At 65.0% G+C, this 17,922-nt stretch carries 8 protein-coding genes and 1 tRNA gene; 7 read left to right on the forward strand and 2 right to left on the reverse strand.

What is annotated here, in order from left to right; all coding sequences use genetic code 11:
- The first annotated feature begins 14 nt into the window (after positions 1 to 14).
- From VT85_RS17030 to VT85_RS17045, 4 genes are all read left to right on the forward strand, one after another.
- Complete coding sequence (locus VT85_RS17030; RefSeq protein ID WP_068417883.1) at positions 15 to 3,173, forward strand: DUF1553 domain-containing protein; 3,159 nt, start codon at positions 15 to 17, stop codon at positions 3,171 to 3,173.
- Positions 3,170 to 4,657, forward strand: coding sequence for a DUF1501 domain-containing protein (locus VT85_RS17035; protein WP_082858665.1), 1,488 nt, complete (start codon positions 3,170 to 3,172; stop codon positions 4,655 to 4,657). Before VT85_RS17030 ends, VT85_RS17035 begins: the two co-directional genes overlap by 4 nt.
- Entirely contained in the window at positions 4,654 to 6,822 is a 2,169-nt protein-coding gene (locus VT85_RS17040; RefSeq protein ID WP_082858666.1) for a DUF1570 domain-containing protein, read from the forward strand. Before VT85_RS17035 ends, VT85_RS17040 begins: the two co-directional genes overlap by 4 nt.
- A 282-nt stretch (positions 6,823 to 7,104) precedes the next feature.
- Positions 7,105 to 7,177: transfer RNA gene (locus VT85_RS17045), tRNA-Ala, on the forward strand.
- Between the two features lie 243 nt (positions 7,178 to 7,420).
- Here VT85_RS17045 and VT85_RS17050 read toward each other — a convergent pair.
- Together VT85_RS17050 and VT85_RS17055 are read right to left on the reverse strand one after the other, a co-directional pair.
- The gene (locus VT85_RS17050; RefSeq protein WP_068417890.1) at positions 7,421 to 8,449 is read right to left on the reverse strand and encodes a DUF3500 domain-containing protein; all 1,029 of its coding nucleotides are present in this window, start codon (positions 8,447 to 8,449) and stop codon (positions 7,421 to 7,423) included.
- 131 nt (positions 8,450 to 8,580) lie between these two features.
- Positions 8,581 to 9,387: an SDR family NAD(P)-dependent oxidoreductase gene (locus VT85_RS17055; protein ID WP_068417893.1), complete on the reverse strand. Its 807-nt coding sequence runs from the start codon at positions 9,385 to 9,387 to the stop codon at positions 8,581 to 8,583.
- Between the two features lie 493 nt (positions 9,388 to 9,880).
- Here VT85_RS17055 and VT85_RS17060 point away from each other — a divergent pair, with 493 nt between their 5' ends.
- The 3 genes from VT85_RS17060 to VT85_RS17070 all read left to right on the forward strand — a co-directional run bounded on the left by VT85_RS17060 (position 9,881) and on the right by VT85_RS17070 (position 17,747).
- A complete protein-coding gene (locus tag VT85_RS17060) occupies positions 9,881 to 13,270 on the forward strand; it encodes a hypothetical protein (protein WP_156512911.1) in 3,390 nt (1,129 codons plus the stop codon).
- Between the two features lie 1,408 nt (positions 13,271 to 14,678).
- Positions 14,679 to 15,344, forward strand: a complete 666-nt coding sequence (locus tag VT85_RS17065; protein WP_068417900.1) for a sugar transferase — start codon at positions 14,679 to 14,681, stop codon at positions 15,342 to 15,344.
- Positions 15,345 to 15,503: 159 nt separating this feature from the next.
- The gene (locus tag VT85_RS17070) at positions 15,504 to 17,747 is read left to right on the forward strand and encodes an exopolysaccharide transport family protein (RefSeq protein WP_068417904.1); all 2,244 of its coding nucleotides are present in this window, start codon (positions 15,504 to 15,506) and stop codon (positions 17,745 to 17,747) included.
- Positions 17,748 to 17,922 lie beyond the last annotated feature (175 nt).

Genomic DNA, 17,922 nt, shown 5'->3' on the forward strand with positions numbered 1-17,922 from the left:
GAGCGCCTCCCCGCATGCCTCCGTATCGATCCTTCGTCGCCGCGTTCTGTCTGGTCGTCGTCCTCGCGGCCCCGGCCGGGAAGGCCGAGCCCCCCTCGGTCGACTTCAGCCGCGACGTCCTCCCCATCCTCTCCGAAAATTGCCTCCTCTGCCACGGTCCTGACGCCGCCGCCCGCAAGGCCGACCTCCGCCTCGACGTGTCGGAGAGCGCCCTCCGCAAGGAGGAGCCGATCATCGTGCCCGGCGATCCCGAGGAGAGCGAGTTCCTCCGACGGCTCACGACCGACGACGCCGACGAGAAGATGCCGCCGGCGAAATCGGGCAAGACGCTCACTCCCGAGCAGGTCGCGACCCTCACGAAGTGGGTCGAGGAAGGCGCGCGATGGGGCAAGCACTGGGCCTTCGACGCCCCCCGCCGGCCCGAACCGCCGGTCGTGCATCGTCCCGAATGGGTCCGCAACCCGATCGACCGCTTCGTGCTGGCCCGGCTGGAACGGGAAGGGATCGCGCCCGCCCCCGAGGCCGATCCCGCGACCCTGATCCGTCGGCTTTCGCTCGACCTCACGGGGCTGCCGCCGACCCTGGCCGAGATCGAGGCTTTCGCGTCCGATCCTGCGGCCGACGCCTACGAGAAGCTCGTCGACCGGCTGCTCGCGTCGCCGCGATACGGCGAGGCGATGGCGAGCGACTGGCTCGACGCCGCCCGCTACGCCGACACGAACGGCTATCAGAACGACTTCGCCCGGACGATGTGGCCATGGCGCGACTGGGTGGTCGCCGCCTTCAACCGAAATCAGCCTTTCGACCAGTTCGCGATTGAGCAGATCGCCGGCGACCGACTCCCGAATCCCAGCCTCGCCCAGAAGATCGCCACCGGCTTCAACCGCAACAACCGCACCGTCACCGAGGCCGGCTCGATCGACGAGGAGTATCGAATCGAGAACGCCGTCGACCGCGTGGAGACCACGTCCACCGTGTTCCTCGGGCTGACGATGGGTTGCGCCCGCTGCCACGACCACAAGTACGACCCGGTGACGCAGAAGGAGTTCTACGAGTTCCTCGGCTTCTTCAACAACTTGAACGAGAAGGGCGTCTACACCGAGACTCGGGGCAACGTCCCGCCCCTGATCGCGGCTCCCTCGCCCGAGCAGCAGGCGCAGATGAAGGGGCTCGAAGCGGCGATCGCCGAGGCTGCGGAGGTGGCCCGGAAGGCGGAAGCGGGCCTCGACGCCAAGCAGGCCGCCTGGGAGGAGACCGCGCGCGGCGAAGCCGTCCCGAGCGAGCCGATCGACTGGTCGCTCCGTTTCCCGCTCTCTGGCGACCTGGCGGGGGACGCCCCGGCCGGCGCGACGGCCTCGGGCTCCTTTCAAGGAGAAGGAGAGCCGATCTGGGTCGACGGCCCCATATCGCGCGGCCTGACGCTCGACGGGCGTCCTGAATCGTATGTCGAGGCCGGGCCCGGCCTCCCCCTCGAACCGACCTCGCCTTTCACCTTCGCCATGTGGGTGCGTCCGCTGGGCGACGGAGCCTGCCTGAGCAAGATGGACGAGCAGGCCGCCCATCGGGGTTACGACGTCTGCGTCCTGGAAGGCAAGATCACGGTCCATTTGATCCACTCCTGGCCCGGCGACGCAATCAAGGTCAAGACGAAGGAGCCGCTCCCTCGCGCCCCCTGGTCGCACGTGGTCGTCGGCTACGATGGCTCGGGCAAGGCGCAGGGAGTGAAGATCCTCGTCGACGGCAAGGCCGCCGCAATCGAGGTCGAGGCCGACGCCCTCAAGAACACCCTCGCCACCGATCAGCCCCTGCGAATCGGCCGACGGACGACGGGCCTGCCGTTCCGGGGCGAGTTGGCCGACGTCCGCTTCTATAACCGGGACCTCTCGGCCGACGAGGTCCGTCGCCTGTTCGAGCGGCCGATCGTCGAGATCGCACGACTCTCCGACGCCGACAGGACCCCGATCCGCAGGGAGGTCCTGGCCCGATACTTCCGCGAAAGCGTGGACCGCGAACTTCCGCCGCTCGCCGCGCGGCTGGCACGGCTCCAGGGCGAGAAGGCGGAGGCCGAGAAGGCGATTCCGACGGTGATGATCATGGAGGACGCGGCCGAGCCTCGACCGCTCCACCTGCTCAAGCGCGGCCAGTACGACCAGCCCGAGACGTCGGAGTCGCTGACGGCCGGCGTCCCCGCATGCCTCCCCCCCCTCCCCTCGGGCGTCGCCCCCGATCGCCTGGCGCTGGCCCGATGGCTGGTCGCCCCGGAGAATCCGCTCACGGCCCGCGTGACCGTCAACCGGATCTGGCAGCGTCACTTCGGCGAGGGCCTGGTCAAGTCGTCGGAAAACTTCGGACTCCAAAGTGAGCCTCCGACGCACCCCATGCTCCTGGATTGGCTGGCGACGGAACTGGTCCGCGGGGGCTGGGATCTCAAACACCTGCACCGGCTGATCGTCACGAGCGCCGCTTACCGGCAGTCGTCCCGGGTGCCGGCCGAGCTGGTTCAGCGCGACCCGGAGAATCGACTCCTCGCCCGCGGCCCGCGATTCCGACTGGGCGCGGAAGCGGTCCGCGATAACGTGCTGGCGATCTCGGGCTTGCTCGCCTCGCGATTCGGCGGCCCATCCGACAAGCCGTACCAGCCCGCCGGGCTGTGGGAGGAACTGGCCGGAGGCGCGGGAGAAGGCCCCTACATCCAGGACAAGGGGGAGGGACTCTACCGTCGCAGCCTCTACATCTACCGGAAGCGGACGGTCCCCCACCCCGTCATGGCCACCTTCGACGCTCCCAGCCGTGAGATCTGCCAGGTCAAGCGGGATCGGACCAATACGCCCCTGCAGGCGCTGGAGCTGCTCAACGACGTGGTCTACGTCGAGGCCGCGCGGAGCCTGGCCACCCTGATGCTCGAGAAGGGGGGATCGACGCCGGAGGACCGCATCGCCTACGCCTTCCGACGCGCGACCGCGAGGGAACCGAACCAGAACGAACGCCGCGTTCTGCTGGCCGGTCTGGAGCATTATCTGGAAGCGTTCCGCGCCGAGCCCGAAGCGGCGAAAGCCCTGATCGGTCAGGGTGAGCGCCCCATCCCCGCGAACCTGGAGCCGGTCGAGCTGGCGGCCTACTCCGCGACCGCCGGCGTCATCCTGAACCTGGACGAGACGATCACGCTCGAATGACCGGCGCGAGCCGCAAGGGAGAACGCCTCGTGGACGAGCTTCAGATCGCACAAGAGATGAACCGCCGACTCTTCCTGGCCCGCTCCGGCCTGGGCCTCGGCTCCGTCGCCCTGGGCTCGCTGCTCGGCCGCGACGCGTCGGCCGGCGACGCAGCGAGCCCGGCGGGCGAATCCGGCGCCCTGCCCGGCCTTCCCCACTTCCCTGCGAAGGCCAAGCGAGTCATCTACCTGTTCCAGTCCGGCGCGCCCTCGCAGCTGGACCTGTTCGACTACAAGCCGGCCATCCGCGAACATCGGGGGCTCGAACTCCCCGACTCGATCCGCAACGGCCAGCGCATCACGACCATGACCTCGGGCCAGAAGAACTTCCCGGTGGCCCCTTCCATCTTCTCGTTCGCCCAGCACGGCGAGAGCGGGGCCTGGATCAGCGAGCTGCTCCCCCACACCGCCAAGGTGGTGGACGATCTTTGCATCATCCGGTCGGTTCAGACCGAGGCGATCAACCACGACCCGGCCGTGACCTTCGTCCAGACCGGCTCGCAGCTCGCCGGACGGCCGAGCATGGGATCCTGGGTCGCCTACGGCCTGGGGAGCATGAACCAGGACCTGCCGTCGTTCGTCGTCCTCCTCTCCCGAGGCCGCACCGATCAGCCGCTCTACGACCGCCTCTGGGGAAGCGGCTTCCTCCCCTCGCGCTATCAGGGTGTGAAGCTGCGCGGGGGGAAGGACCCCGTTCTGTTCCTGGCGAACCCGTCGGGCTGCTCGCCCGAGCTTCGCCGCCGCCAGCTCGACGACCTCGGAGAGTTGAACGGCCTGCGGCATCAGGAGACCGGCGACCCCGAAATCCTCACCCGGATCGCCCAATATGAGCTGGCCTACCGCATGCAGTCCTCGGTTCCCGAACTGACCGACCTCGGCGCCGAGCCGCAATCGGTGATCGATCTCTATGGCCCGGACGTCCAGCGCCCGGGCAGCTACGCCGCCAACTGCCTCCTGGCCCGTCGACTCGCCGAGCGCGGGGTCCGGTTCATCCAGCTCTACCACATGGGCTGGGACCAGCACGGCGACCTACCCAACCAGATCCGCTCGCAGTGCCGCGACACCGATCAGGCCTCGGCCGCACTGATCTCCGACCTCAAGCAGCGCGGCCTGCTCGAAGACACCCTGGTCGTCTGGGGAGGCGAATTCGGCCGAACCGTCTACTCGCAGGGGACGCTTACGGCCACCGATTACGGCCGCGATCACCATCCCCGTTGCTTCACGATCTGGATGGCCGGCGGCGGCGTCAAGCCGGGTCTCGTCCACGGCGAGACCGACGACTTCTCCTATAACATCGTCAAGGACCCGGTCGACGTCTACGACCTCAACGCCACGATCCTCCACCAGCTCGGCATCGATCACACCCGGCTGACCTACAAGTTCCAGGGCCGCGACTTCCGCCTGACCGACGTTCACGGCAAGGTGTTGAAGTCGCTCCTCGCATGATGTCGCGCGGCACCCTCGATCCGGCTCCATTCAGCCAGATCAGGCTCGATCAAGAAAGTACGGGAAATGCCGAGTCAAGTGCTTCTCGCGGCTCGCCGCGAGTGCTAGACTCGGTCTTTCTCACTTCGCCGAATTCGTTCAGTCCGCTGATCCGCGAGACGACGGCCATGGAACCCGTTGTGACGACCTGCGACGGTTGCGGTAAGGCCCTCCGCATCCGACGTCCCGATCTCGAACGCCGGCGCGTCTGCCCGTTCTGCGCCACTCCTCTCTTCGTTCTTGCGAAGCTGGATGAGGCCGTTACGTCGACGTCCCCCGCAGCCGAACCAGGTCCGACGCCGACATCGCCGGACACCTCGGCGCCTCGCCGCCGGCCCTTGGTCGGCGAACGAGGCCTGTTGGAGCTGACGGCCGTCCTCATATTCGCCGCCCCGGTCGCCGTTTGGACGATCGCGGCGTGGACCACGGCCGCGTCGGGCGCTTCGGGATGGGCCCCTTCGGCCGCGGAGTCCGTCATCGTCGGCGAGGGTCGTTCGGGCCGCTCCGAGCCTCGATCCGCCTCGACGCGTACGGACCACGTCCGCAATATGCTGAGGAGCGTCGTCGGAGCCCACGACGGATTCCCCGTGGTTCCAGCCATCCGACGGGCGGCCGGAATCGCGACGGCTTCCTGGCCGGCCGTCCTGTGCGGTCTGGCCGAGCGTCTGACCACGATCCCGGCCCGACAGGCGCACGGTCTGAAACGGCTCGCTGCGCTCGCCGGTGTCGATGGGGCGGCGGGACCTGAAGGCGACCCCCCGGCGCGACCGGCCGCCGGATCGACGCCGCTGTTGACGCCGCCCGACTTCGGTGCGCCGCCGACGGAAGACCTCGTCGCGTCTTGTCCGGCCCATGATGAGCGCAGGTTCCTGATCCGGACCGAGGACGGCCGGCAGGTCGTGGCACGACTCCACGGGCATCATGATGGCAAGTCGGTCCTCATGCTCCCCGACGGCTGGCTCGGAATCCCGTCGATGCTCGTCCCGACGGAAGAACCCTTCCGGCCGATGACGGCCGACGAGATGGTCACAGGTCTCCAGGCCGGAGCATTCGCCGACTTCGGGCTGCATCGAACCGAGCACTACCTGATCCTTTACCAGTCGGCCGACGACGGATTCGCGAAGGCCAACGGAGTCCTCCTGGAAGACCTGTACAGGCGGCTGCTCGAGGCCTTCCGCAAGCACGAAGTGACCGTGCACGAGGCCGAGTTCCCGATGGTCGCGGTGATTTTCCGCACCGAGGATGAGTTTCGCGCCTATCGGCCCGTGGCCCCCGACGTCCAGGCTTACTACGAAGTCTCGACGAACCGGATCCTTCTCTACGATCAGCCTTCTCGCGAGCGGATCGAGCCGGAGGTCAACGCCCTGCTCAAGCCCCAGATGGTGGCCCACGAGGGGACCCATCAGATCCTCCAGAATATCGGCGTCCACCCTCGGCTGAGCAACTGGCCCCTCTGGCTGGTGGAGGGACTGGCCGAATATTGCGCCACCCCCGCCTCCTCGCGCAAAGGAGCGCCCGCCTGGGACGGCCTGGGCCGTATCAACAATCTCCATATGGCGACCCTCCGCGAGGTGGAGGATCCGGTTTCGCTATCGATGCGTGGTCAGGACGTGCATACCAAGTCGCTGTTCCGCAAGCCCGGCCAACCGCTGGTCGAGGCGATGATCCGTCGCCACGAGCTGACCCCCACCGAATATGCGCTGGCCTGGGCGATCACCCATTACCTGGCGATGAAGCGCAGCGACGACTTCACGCGATTCCTGCGAGTCATGGCCGCCGTCCCTCCTCTCGAACCCCGATCGGCCGACGATCACGTTCGCGACTTCCGCCAGGCGTTCGGCGACGACCTTGGGAAGCTGGACAAGACGATCCACGCCTACCTGAGCCGACTGACCAAGCAGAAGGGCTACGACCCGATGCCCTACTACGCGGTCCTCTTCGAACAGCCGCTGGCCAATGGGCGGCTTCGACGCGCGGCGATGGTCAGCCAGTCTCCCCAACTGATCAAACAATGGGTCGACGAGATGTCGAATCCCATCGCCGGTCTCGCATCCTGGCAGGCCACGCCTTTCCCGAGCCGTGGCCGAGCGACTCTCGCCATCCAGGATTGGATCCGCTCAGAATAAGCGATGTGCTGCGTCCACTCGGTCCCTACCGGAATCAACGGCGCAGCAAAAAGCCATCCAGCCGAGGCTGAATTCCGGTCTGACCCTCGTCCGGCCCTCCCGCCGAAGGCCTGACCGCGACGGGAGGGATCATCGACTGAGCGACCCGGGTAATCGGAGCGAAGGCCTCGCCAGTTCGGGCGGTGGGAGTTATACTTCAGACGTGGTGAGCGCACCGTGGCATGCCGGGTCGGAACGACCGGATCTCGTCACGGCCGTAAACCCAACGTCGAGCGATCCTTCGGGGACGTAGCTCAATTGGGAGAGCGCCTGGTTTGCAACCAGGAGGTTGAGGGTTCGATCCCCTTCGTCTCCACTTCCCCTCTCCGCTCGACGGGGCATTCAAGGTTCGTCTTTCGACGTGCGAAATCGGGTCGGATCGGCGGCCGTTATGAGTCCGCGATCGACACCGTCCCGACGGGGGTGACCTACCGAGTTTCGGTTGGCGACCCTCTCCGCCGATTGAATCAATGACCGCTTCGCGGCGTCGAGTCGTGGGAGAAGCAAAAGCGAGCGAGCCGCAGGACGCTCGGGCCGGTCCGGCGGCTCGCCGGGTGCGTTACGCCGTGTGGGCCACGTTGAGCCAGGTGTGGACGTGGGGAGCACCGCGGAAGTACCAGGAGAAGGCGGGCCCCTCCAGCTTCCAGATGTCCCAGACGCCGTCGGCGCCGATGTCGTCTTCCTGGAAGAAGGTGAGGCGGAGCTTGTCGACGCCTCCGCTTGCTTCGAGGCAGCGACGAACTTCGGCGGCGTCGCACTCGCGGAAATTCACGAGCATCGTCTCGATGAGCTTACGAGTCATGTCCTTCTGCTGCCCGTCGAGCGTGCCGATCAGGAGGCCGGACTGGTCGAGGCCTTCGCCCTTGAGTCGGACCGTCTCGTAGTCGTCGTCCTCAGCGACTTCCTGAAGCGCCTGCTTGCGCTGCTTGTCGTCGAGGGTGGAGAAGACCTTGTTGGCCTGCTCAGCCTGGGGCCACCAGACGTTCCCCGTGTGCTTCGCGTCTTCGAAGTCGGTGCCGGCGGCATGTCCGTAGAAGATCGGACCGCCGAAGGCCGAGCCGATGACGCTGTCGCCGTCGACGCGCAGGGTGTCGTGGCGACCGGTCAGCACCCATTCGAAGGGCCTCGCGTCCTCCGGTTGGCCGAAGACCGCGACGTGGTAGGCGTCGAAGCCTCCCGCGTCGTCCTTCATCTGCCTCATGAAGCGCTCGTAGCCCTCCTCGCTCGTCAGGTTCTTCATGATCTCCCGGCAGAGGGCCTGTTGCTCCTTGTCGAGATCGCGGATCGTCGGCTTGACGATACTCCAGTTGTTCTTCACCACCGTGCGAAGCGAGTGGTCGAAGGGAAAGCAGATCGTCTCGCGCTGCGACTTGGTGAGCGACTTGTAGAACCGTGCGACGGCGGTCTCGGCGAGGTCGGAAGGGCTGGGACGGTCCTTCACCGGGTTGGCGTCCGCCGCCGAGGTCACCGCGGCGAGGTTCGGAACCGAGGCCCCAAGGACCCCCGCCCCTAGAGTCCGGACGAAGTCGCGACGCGTCCAGGCTTCACAGCAACCGGCATGATCCGTCGGGGGAGTGTCGTTCGCCATCGCGAGGACTCCTGGGGGAGAGGCGGAGACGGCATGAGAAGTTTCACAAGTCTCCAACCTAGTGGTGCCTTCCAGTCCGAGTCAACGACGTTCTGGAATGGCAGGCTCTCTTCCGAGGCGACTAGCCTGGGTCACCAATGCATCACGCAGCCCCCGTCCACGTTCACCGTCTGCCCCGTCACCTCGGACGCCCGGTCGGAGGACAGGAAGACGATCATGTCGGCGATGGAATCGGGTGACTGCCAACGGCCAAGCGGCACCACTGAGCGGATCTTCCGATCCGACCACTCCTCGTAGCTCAGGCGATCGTGAGCCGGTGTCTGGTCGTGCCAGGCTTGCCAGACCGAGCGGTTCAACGGCGTCCGGACCATGCCCGGACAGACGGTATTCACGCGGACCCCGTGCGGAGCGAGGTCTTTCGCCAGGCACTGGGCGAAGTTGATATTGGCCGCCTTCGACGCGCTATACGGCGGGTCGGTCTGTGACCCCATCTGCCCGGCGACCGACGCGACGAAGGTCATGGTGCCCGACCTTCGGGCGACCATCAGCGGTGCGACGGCGTGCGCGACATGAACCATCCCCATCACGTTCACCCGAATAACCCCTGCCCAGTCCGCGGGTCGGAGGTTGGTGAAGGGGAAGCCGAACTTCCCTGAGCCGACGGCGGCGGCATGAACGAGGTGGTCGATCGGGCCCAGTTCCCCGATCGTCCGTTCCAGGGCTGCCGCGACCGCCGATTCGTCTGTCAGGTCCGCCAGAACGTCGATCACACGGACGTGAGACTCAGACTCGATGTCGCGTGCGGCGGCCGTCGAGTCGTAAAGGTCCCAGATGGCCACGCGTGATCCCTCGTGAGCGAACGCCCTGGCGGCAGCCAGTCCGATCCCACTCGCTCCACCAGTCACGACGACGACTCGCCCGCCCAATTTCAGGTCCATAAGACTTTCGCCGGAGGATTTCCGATTGATCGTTGCGTGAAGGACACGGCGTCGGCCGGCATCGGGCCGATCCAATCTGGAAATCGTACCGCGGCCACTCCACCTGGACTTGAGGATTCCGCGACTCGACGACGCCTTTTTCCCAGATCCGCTCGGCAGGGTGCGAGGCATCCCTTCTCTCCTCCACCTCGCTGCGACCGATGGATCGGGATCGTGAATCGCATCGCCTGACTCGGCACGGGATGTGATAGTGACTTGCCGAGGCCTGTTACGAACAGATCCGCCCTCGCGTCGATCAACTTCACGCGATCCGTTGGCCCACCAGAATCCCGAGATTCGCCGTGTCCCGAACGACCCGCACCGTCCTGGCGTACGGACTCACCGGATCTGGAGCGAACGATCCCAGCGAGTCGAGTTTGACAGGGCTCGATGGTCGGATTGATCTCGGTCCGACTAACTCTCGAAGGTCTTCCAGGAAGGAATGCGCGAGGTCATGCAAGATCAAACCGTCGCCGCGAAGCCGCCGAGACGTCTGCGACGTCTTTTGATAGGGGTCGCCCTCCTGTCGATTTCGTTTTTCATCGTGCTCGCGTCGACGCCGACCTTGCTCAGCACGTCTCCGGCTCGCGGGATCTTGACACGGCAAATCAACAAGAAGTTGCAGCCTGGGAGAATCACCCTGGGCGGGGCGTCGTTGTCGTGGACTCGCGGGCTCCTTTTCAACGATGTGGCGTTGCTCGACCCGAGCGGTAAGATCGTCGCCACCGCCGAGTCGGTTCGCACCGAGCGAGGTCTTCTCGCCTTGCTTACCTCTCGGTCGGACTACGGGACGATTTGGATGGCTGGCGCCACCGCCGACATCGAGCGTCGAGCGGATGGCTCCGTCGACGTCCTCGATGCTCTCGGCGGCTTGACGGGCGCGGACGAGGCCGAATCCCATGCGGGCAACGGTGGGTTCCAGCGCGAGGGAGTAGCTGCGGGAGCGTCTCCAGGGCTCGCCGTGACCGTCATGGTGGACGGAGGGCGTATACGGATCGCGAGCCCCGAACTCGCCGAACCCATCACAGCAAGCGCTTTCGATGGCCACATTTCGATCGTCCCCGGCAAGCCGCTGGCGGCGGAAGCGAAGCTCATCGGAGAAAACTGCGCTCTGGAACTCCACGCCGACTACGCCATGGGCACGGCGTCGGGGAACTCCGCCGACCTGAGCTTGAACCTTCAAGGCGCGGACTGGCCCTTGACCGTCCATGAAGCGGGCGTGAGGGCGCAGGGTCGCCTCGTGGGGGGTCTCAAGGCCGATCGGACCCGAGGACTCTGGTCCGCTCGGGGCGATGCGGTGCTGCGAGGATTCGTCGCCGACGGCCCCGTCCTGGCGGGGGACCGACTGGCGCTTGATGCCGTGACGACCGCCTGCGACGTCGAGCAGACGACTTCTGGTTGGTCGATTCGGAAACTCGATTTGAAGTCCTCGATCGGCCAGATGACGGCCGTCGGTGAGATCCCGGCGGCCGCTGGCACTGTTTCTCGCTTGAAGGGGCACATCGACCTGGCCGAAGCTGCCAGGCTGCTGCCGCATCGGATCCCCTTGCGGCCGGGCCTCGTGATCGATCAGGGACAGGCCCGGCTGGACGTCGCTTTGAACTTGACCGAAGGCACCGAGCGATTCACCGTATCGGCCGACCTGACTGATCTGGCGGCGACCCGGGATGGGCGTCCGCTGACCCTTCGCAAGCCTGTTTCGCTCTCAGGTGCCCTGACGCGCGTCGGCGGAGATATCGCCGTCGAATCCTTTGGTTTGAAGGCGGCGGGCGTCCAGGCCGTGGCGACGGGCGATCTGGAGCATGGGCTGAAGGTCTCGGGAACTATCGACCTCGCCGTCGTTGAGAAGCAGGCCCGCGAATGGATCGAGGTCGGCGCCCTGTCGCTGGCCGGCAAAGGGAGGATGGCCGCAGATTATCGTCCGGAGGGGGGCCTTTTCAAGGCGCGGCTCGCGGCAGAGCTCGACGGCTTGAGGATCGCGGGTCTCACTGACGAGCCGATCGATCGCGATCACGTCCGCATTGAAGGGGCCGCCGACGGGCCTCGCGGAGAAAGCGGCGTCCCGACGAACTGGCGGGCCATTCGCCTGGGCGTGACCGCAGGGGCGACAAGGGCGAACTTGCTCGCCAGGACGACTGGAGGCGTCGCCACCTTCGATCTCGACGGGTCGACCCCAATTACAACTCCTGCCTCGGCGATCGCATCGGGGAAGGTCACATTGCGTCGGTCGGGGCGTGTACTCGATCTCGATGCCGTCCACCTTGTCGCGACGCCCACCGATCCGCAGGCCGCTTCCGCCGCAATCGCCCTGACGGCGAAGGGAAGTCTCGATCTTGACGCCGGTCGTCTCGTCCTCATCCCCGTCGGGCCGCAGCCTTCAGCTGGGATCGCGGTGGGCCCGCAGGGCTTCATGCTGACCGGTGTCGGCAAGCCCGAAAGGCCCATGAATCTGGACGCGGTCCTCGTCGGCGAGCTCTCGGCCCTCGATCGGACGTTGGCCTACTGGACGCAGTCGTCCTTGTGGGGCCTGGGCGGGACGTGGTCGGGACGGCTGACCGGAACCAGACAGGCCGATGGACGGTTCCAGTTCCAGAGTCGGACGAACTCGCCCAATTTCACGATGACCACCCAGCACGGCCCTGTCGGGGTGACGCTGGCCGGGACGTACTCCCCGGCCGAGGACATCCTTGATCTCTCGAATTTCGAGCTGGCGACGGCTTACGCCCGACTGGCCGGACGAGGGACCGTCGCCGAGATCGGTGCCAGGCGGTTGGCTGACGTGACGGCCCTCGTGGAGCCGCATTGGGAGACGCTTGATCCCCTGGTGGCCGCGGCCGTCGAGCCTGGCGCTCGAATTCGTGCGACCGTGAAACCATTTCACCTCAAGGGATCGCTCGCCGCCGGCTCGACCTCCCAGATCCTGAAGGGGATGGAAGGCGCACTGGCGGTCGACCTCGCATCGGCCCAGACTTTCGGGATGCAGGTCGGACCCACTCCGGTCGTCTTGAGAATGGGCGGCGGTCGAGCGGTCTTCGACCCCGTTTCGACCACGATCAACAACGGAGAGATGGAGATGTCCGCCCAACTGGGCCTCGACGACCCGGCCTCGATTTGGCTCCTGGTTGCCGAGGGGAGCAAGATCGACGGTGCGTCGATCAACAAGGCGGTCTCGGACGACGTCCTCTCCTACATCGCCCCGGTGCTCGACAAGGCCGGCGATATCTCCGGCAAGGTCTCACTGACGGTCGTCGGGGCTTCGATCCCGCTGACCGGCGCAGGCGCCCTCCGCGTCGACGGGCAACTCGTCTTCGACGACGTCGCCTTCCAGCCCGGACCACTCGCGAGTGAGCTCGTCTCGCTGACCGGCGAATCGCCGACCAAATTGACCCTACGCCAGCCGCTGCAACTCCAGATCGCCGATGGTCGAGTCCGGCAAAGCGGACTGTCGATCCCGGTGGCCGACGTCCAGGTCAAACTTGGCGGATCCGTGGGCTTTGATAAGACCCTGGCGATGCGTGCTTCGGTCCCGATCACGCCCCGGATGCTCGGCGGCAACGCCGCCGTCCAGCAGTTCGTCGGCGGCACTGAGATCGCCATCCCCATCGGAGGCACGATTTCCCACCCGACCATCGATCGCAACGGGCTCCGACTCGCATTGAAGGACGCCGCCCGATCAATGGTCAGGCGAGGCGTCCAGGCCGAAGCTGGTCGCCTGATCGAGCGGGCCCTCCCCTCCGCCGCCGAAGGTCGTCGAGCGAATCCTTCCGGTGGCTCCTTCGGTCGCGACGCCCTGAAGATCCTCGAGGGCGTCGGTCGCGACCTCGCCCAGCCGGATCCGCGATGATTCGACCTGAACTCGAATCGGGGGACGGCCGCTACTAATTACAGAGCGTAACTCCCGCGGGGAGTCGGTGATGGAACGCACGGCGACGTCCGTGACGACCACCTCCGACGGCCCCGCCCGCCGCCTTGCGCCTCCATGAAGGAGCCGAAGGCCGCCGTCGACGAACAAGGTTCGTCGGCAAGGGGGTTGCTGGGCGTGCAGGAAATGTAGGCGATGAGGTCGGTCGACCGCATCGAATGCGACTCCCCCGCGTTACTCATCGGCGAAGCCTCGCCCTGCCCGGTGGAGGCCGGGCGTCGACCGAGCCGCAATCCGATTCATGCCGGGGACGCGGTGTCAAGAATCGCTTCGATCCACCCTCTCGCCCCCGGCCTGGTCGGTTCCTTGGGGCTCCAGGATGTTGCATAACTGCCTCTTAGGCCGCCCGAAGCATCCAAATTGGCAACATGCCTGCACGTACGTGGCCGAGAAGGGGCTAAATTCCTGTACAATCCGCTTGCAAGCCCTCAAGGCCAGAGGCGAGAAGCTCCAGGGATCGAACACCGTCCGGCTCAGTAGCGAACTCAGCAATAAGCACCTCTGATCTTGAAGGCAAACCAAATGGCCGCCTGCCCACGGGATAGAGAAGGCCTTCCCGAACGAATCCGGACCGGCCTGCGTGGACACGGCGACATTTGTATCAGCATCTCCACCGCGACCATACGTACCATCCGCCGATCCCGAATCGGTCTGTTTATGCTGGTGAATCAAAAAAGTTCCTTGGTTTCAAGGACTTGCGTGCACTCTGAGGCTAAACACTTTTAGACCGATTTTGACTGGGTTGCGCGGGGCGGTGCGGAAAATTTCGGTACTTACCGTGTAGAAACTTGACATATCCGCTGCGGCCGCGGTAGGATCCTCAAGCAAGGGGCGAAGGATTCACGTAGCTAAGCATGCATCCAGGGCATCCCCTTCGAGGCCGTTGAATTTGACTGAAGGGTCGCTAGATGCAACCCATGGGGACGGAGTCTGGACTTGTTCAAACCACTCCTCTCGTGAGTGAGGAATTCACCCAGGGTTGACTCAGCAAACGCAGCCCTGAGCCCTGACCCGTCTCCCACGATCCGGTGATCGGTTTCACCCGGATCAGCCCGAGTAACAAGTTCGACCAGATTAATTCGACGCCGGTTGCGGGGTTCGCAGGTGGGTTGTACCCCCTCGATTGCCGACCTGGCGTCGAAATCGGCCGGAGCGCCGGGGTCGATCCGACGAAGTCCGACTCTTGATGGGATGTCATAAGTTCGGCGCGGCTCGTCGGCCGGCGCGGCGGAGTGGGGGAGTCCCAACGATTTTGAGGATTTCCATGAAAATTCAAGCACACCGAGCGATCACACGGCTCGGCCACCGTTCCGTGAAAAGATTTGCGGAGATGCTTCTGTCGGCGGCCCTGCTTTGCCTCTCATGCCCGGCTATGCTTCTCGCGATGCTCGCCGTTCGCATCACGTCGCCCGGCCCCGCCCTGTACTTCCAGGAGAGGTTGGGGCTTCGTGGCCGTCGTATTATGATCTGTAAGATCCGGACCATGACCTTGAACTGCGAGCGCGAGTCCGGAGCGGTCTGGTCGACGCCCGGTGATCCCAGAGTCACTCCGATCGGGCGGTTTCTGAGACGCGTTCACCTCGACGAGCTGCCCCAGCTGGTCAACGTCCTTCGAGGCGACATGAGCCTCGTCGGCCCGCGCCCCGAGCGTCCCGAGATCGTGGCCCAGATCGAACGAGCTCTGCCCCACTATCGCCGCAGGCTCGAGGTCAGGCCTGGTCTGACCGGGCTGGCTCAGGTGCTCCAACCTCCAGACACAGATCTTGGGAGCGTGCAACGGAAGCTCGAGCTCGATCTGCAGTACATGGAGCAGGAGAGCTGGATCATGGACGTCAAGATTCTCCTGGCCACCCCCCTGCATATGATCAACTATCCCAGCCGGAGCATCGCACGGTTCTTGCAGGTCTCGCTCGACGACCTGGACGCTCCGGCAAGCTTGGCGGTGAGCGATTCGGCATCCGACGGCGTTCATGTGCAGGCGACCTACGCGAGTTGATGGGGCGACGCCTCGGCGCCCCAACCCCGTCGGCCTAAGGCCGCAACGCTCGAGGCGCCGGGATCGACGTGACTCAGCCTGATCAGGTGGCGATGCCTGCGTCGCCTTGCAGATGGATCATCGGAGCGATGCGAGATGGGAACGCCGGGACCAAACGCCTTGCATGCCGAGGAGCTGCCGACGGTGCTTCCCAGACGGGAAGAAGCGGTCGCTCACGGCGAGATGATGATCCCCGTCGATCGGATCGCTCAGAGATCCGTCGCCGTCCCCTCGAACCTGGAGCCTGCTCCGGGGACGACGGACGCGCCGGACCTGATCGGGCTGCTGCGAGCCTTACGCCGACGTTGGCGGCTCGCCTTCCTCGGCGGACTGAGCTGCGCTTCACTCGCCGCGGCTGCCGCCTTCTATTACCTACCCTCGCCGAAGTATACGACCAGTTCACTCGTCCATGTGGCCGAGAAGCGTCCCCGCGAGATCTTCGAAACTCGTGAAAGCGACGTCGGGTACCGGACCTACCAGGAGACACAGCTCATCCTGGTTAAGAGCCGTAAGGTCCTGGAAGCCGCCATCGCCCCTCCTGCGATCGCCGCCCTCCCGATCGTGAGGAACTCGGTCGACCCGATCGAGTGGCTCTCCCAGCAGGTTCAGGTCGAGTTCCCGCGCGGTTCGGAGATCCTCTCCATATCGATCACCGCAAACGGTCCCCCCAGCGACCTCTCGATGCTGGTCAATTCGGTCACCGAGGCCTATCTCTCCCAAATCGTGGAGCAAGACCGTCTCGAACGGGTCGCGAGGTTCGAGCGGTTGAAGGGCCTGTTCAGCGATTATCAAAAAGATCTCAGCGGCAAGCGGGCGAAGTTCAAGGAGTTGGCCGGCTCGGTCGGGACCAGCGATAAGACGGCATCGGCCGTCAGGCAGCAGATGATGGTCGAGCACCTCGGTCTCGCCCGTCAGGAGTTGATGCGGCTCCAATCAGACGTACGCAGGTCGCAGGCGAGGTTGAACGTACTGAAGTCTCAGCCGACGGTCGCGACGACTTCGAACCAGGATTTCGCCTCGGTAGAGGTCAGGGAAGCGACGTCGCCGGACCCCAAGATGATGTTGATTCAGGATCGAATCTCTGAGCTTCGAGGCCGGCAGGCGAGACTCAGCCGAAACGCCCGGAAGGGAAACGCCGACCCGGCCGCCCAGGCGCTGGAACGCGAGATCAAGCAACTGGCCAGGACGCTCGAGTCACATCGCAATACTGCTCAAAGGGCCCTCTCGGCGGAACCTGAACGATTCGAGTCCTCTCCGGTTCAGGATACGCGTTCGCGAGAAGTCGAGGAGTATCTCGACATCTTGCGTGAACAAGAGAAAAGCCTGGTCCAGGAGATCGCCGGTCTGGAATCCCAGATGTCGTCATTGAACGTCAAGACGATGGACGTCCATTGGCTGGATGAGGAGATTGAGGTCGCGTCCTCGACAGCGAAGACGGTCGGGGCCGAGGTGCAGTCGATGACCGTGGAAATGCAGGCCCCTCCCCGGATTCGGCTCATCGAGAAGGCTTCGATCCCGACCCTCAGCGATCCGATGAAGCGTTATAAGCTCAGCGGGGCGGCTGGAGCTGGAGCCCTCGTCGCCTTCCTCGGATGCCTCTCACTCTTAGAGTTCCGGAGCCGGAAAGTCGACATGCCGGATGAGGTCTCGGATCGTCTCGGCTTGCGTATTATCGGGGACCTCCCGAGGTTGGATCACGCCCGCCTGGATGATCCGAGCGGCCGTGACCGAGACCGACTCGTTCAATCGATCGATGCGGTGCGGACGATGCTCCTGAGCGTGGAGAGGCAACATTCATTCCAGGTCGTCATGGTTACCAGTGCTACGAAAGGTGAAGGCAAAACTTCGCTCTCGTGCCACTTGGCAACCAGTCTGGCACGAGCGGGTCGAAGAACGCTTCTCATCGATTGCGACCTACGAAAGCCTTCACTCCACGAGATCTTCGAGGTCCCCTCGGAGCCCGGATTGTGCGAGGTGCTGAGCGGCGAGATCGGATGGGAGGGCGTCGTGCGGGAAACCGAGGTCCGCGATCTTTCCCTGATCCTGGCCGGACGGTGTAATCCCGAAGCGATCGAATTGCTACCGCGCCAACCATTGCCCGATCTCATCATCGCGCTTCGTGAGCAATATGAATTCATCATCGTCGATTCCTCCCCTGTCCTTCTGGTGACCGATACTCTGATCATCAGTCAACACATAGACGCCGTGCTTTTCAGCGTCCTCCGCGATGTGAGCCAACTCCCCCAGATTCGCGCCGCCTTTGACTGGCTGACCTCGATGGGAGTGAGAATTCTGGGTGCGGTCGTCTCGGGCGTTCCCGCCGGATCAAAGCACAACTACGGATCCTACCCCGGGCCCAAATGAGCGACGAGGGTCCGCAGACAGGATATCTTTCCGGATCGCCCACGAGCTTAGCCCCTCGAGCACCAAGTTCAAAATGATTGGACGAGCGGGTCCGGGGTTCGCTCTCAAGTCACGAATCAACTGAGCAGGTTATCGTGGCTATATTGAAACCGTCGCAATCGCCCGAAACCCGTCC

Source organism: Planctomyces sp. SH-PL62 (assembly GCF_001610895.1).
Classification (GTDB): Bacteria; Planctomycetota; Planctomycetia; order Isosphaerales; family Isosphaeraceae; genus Paludisphaera.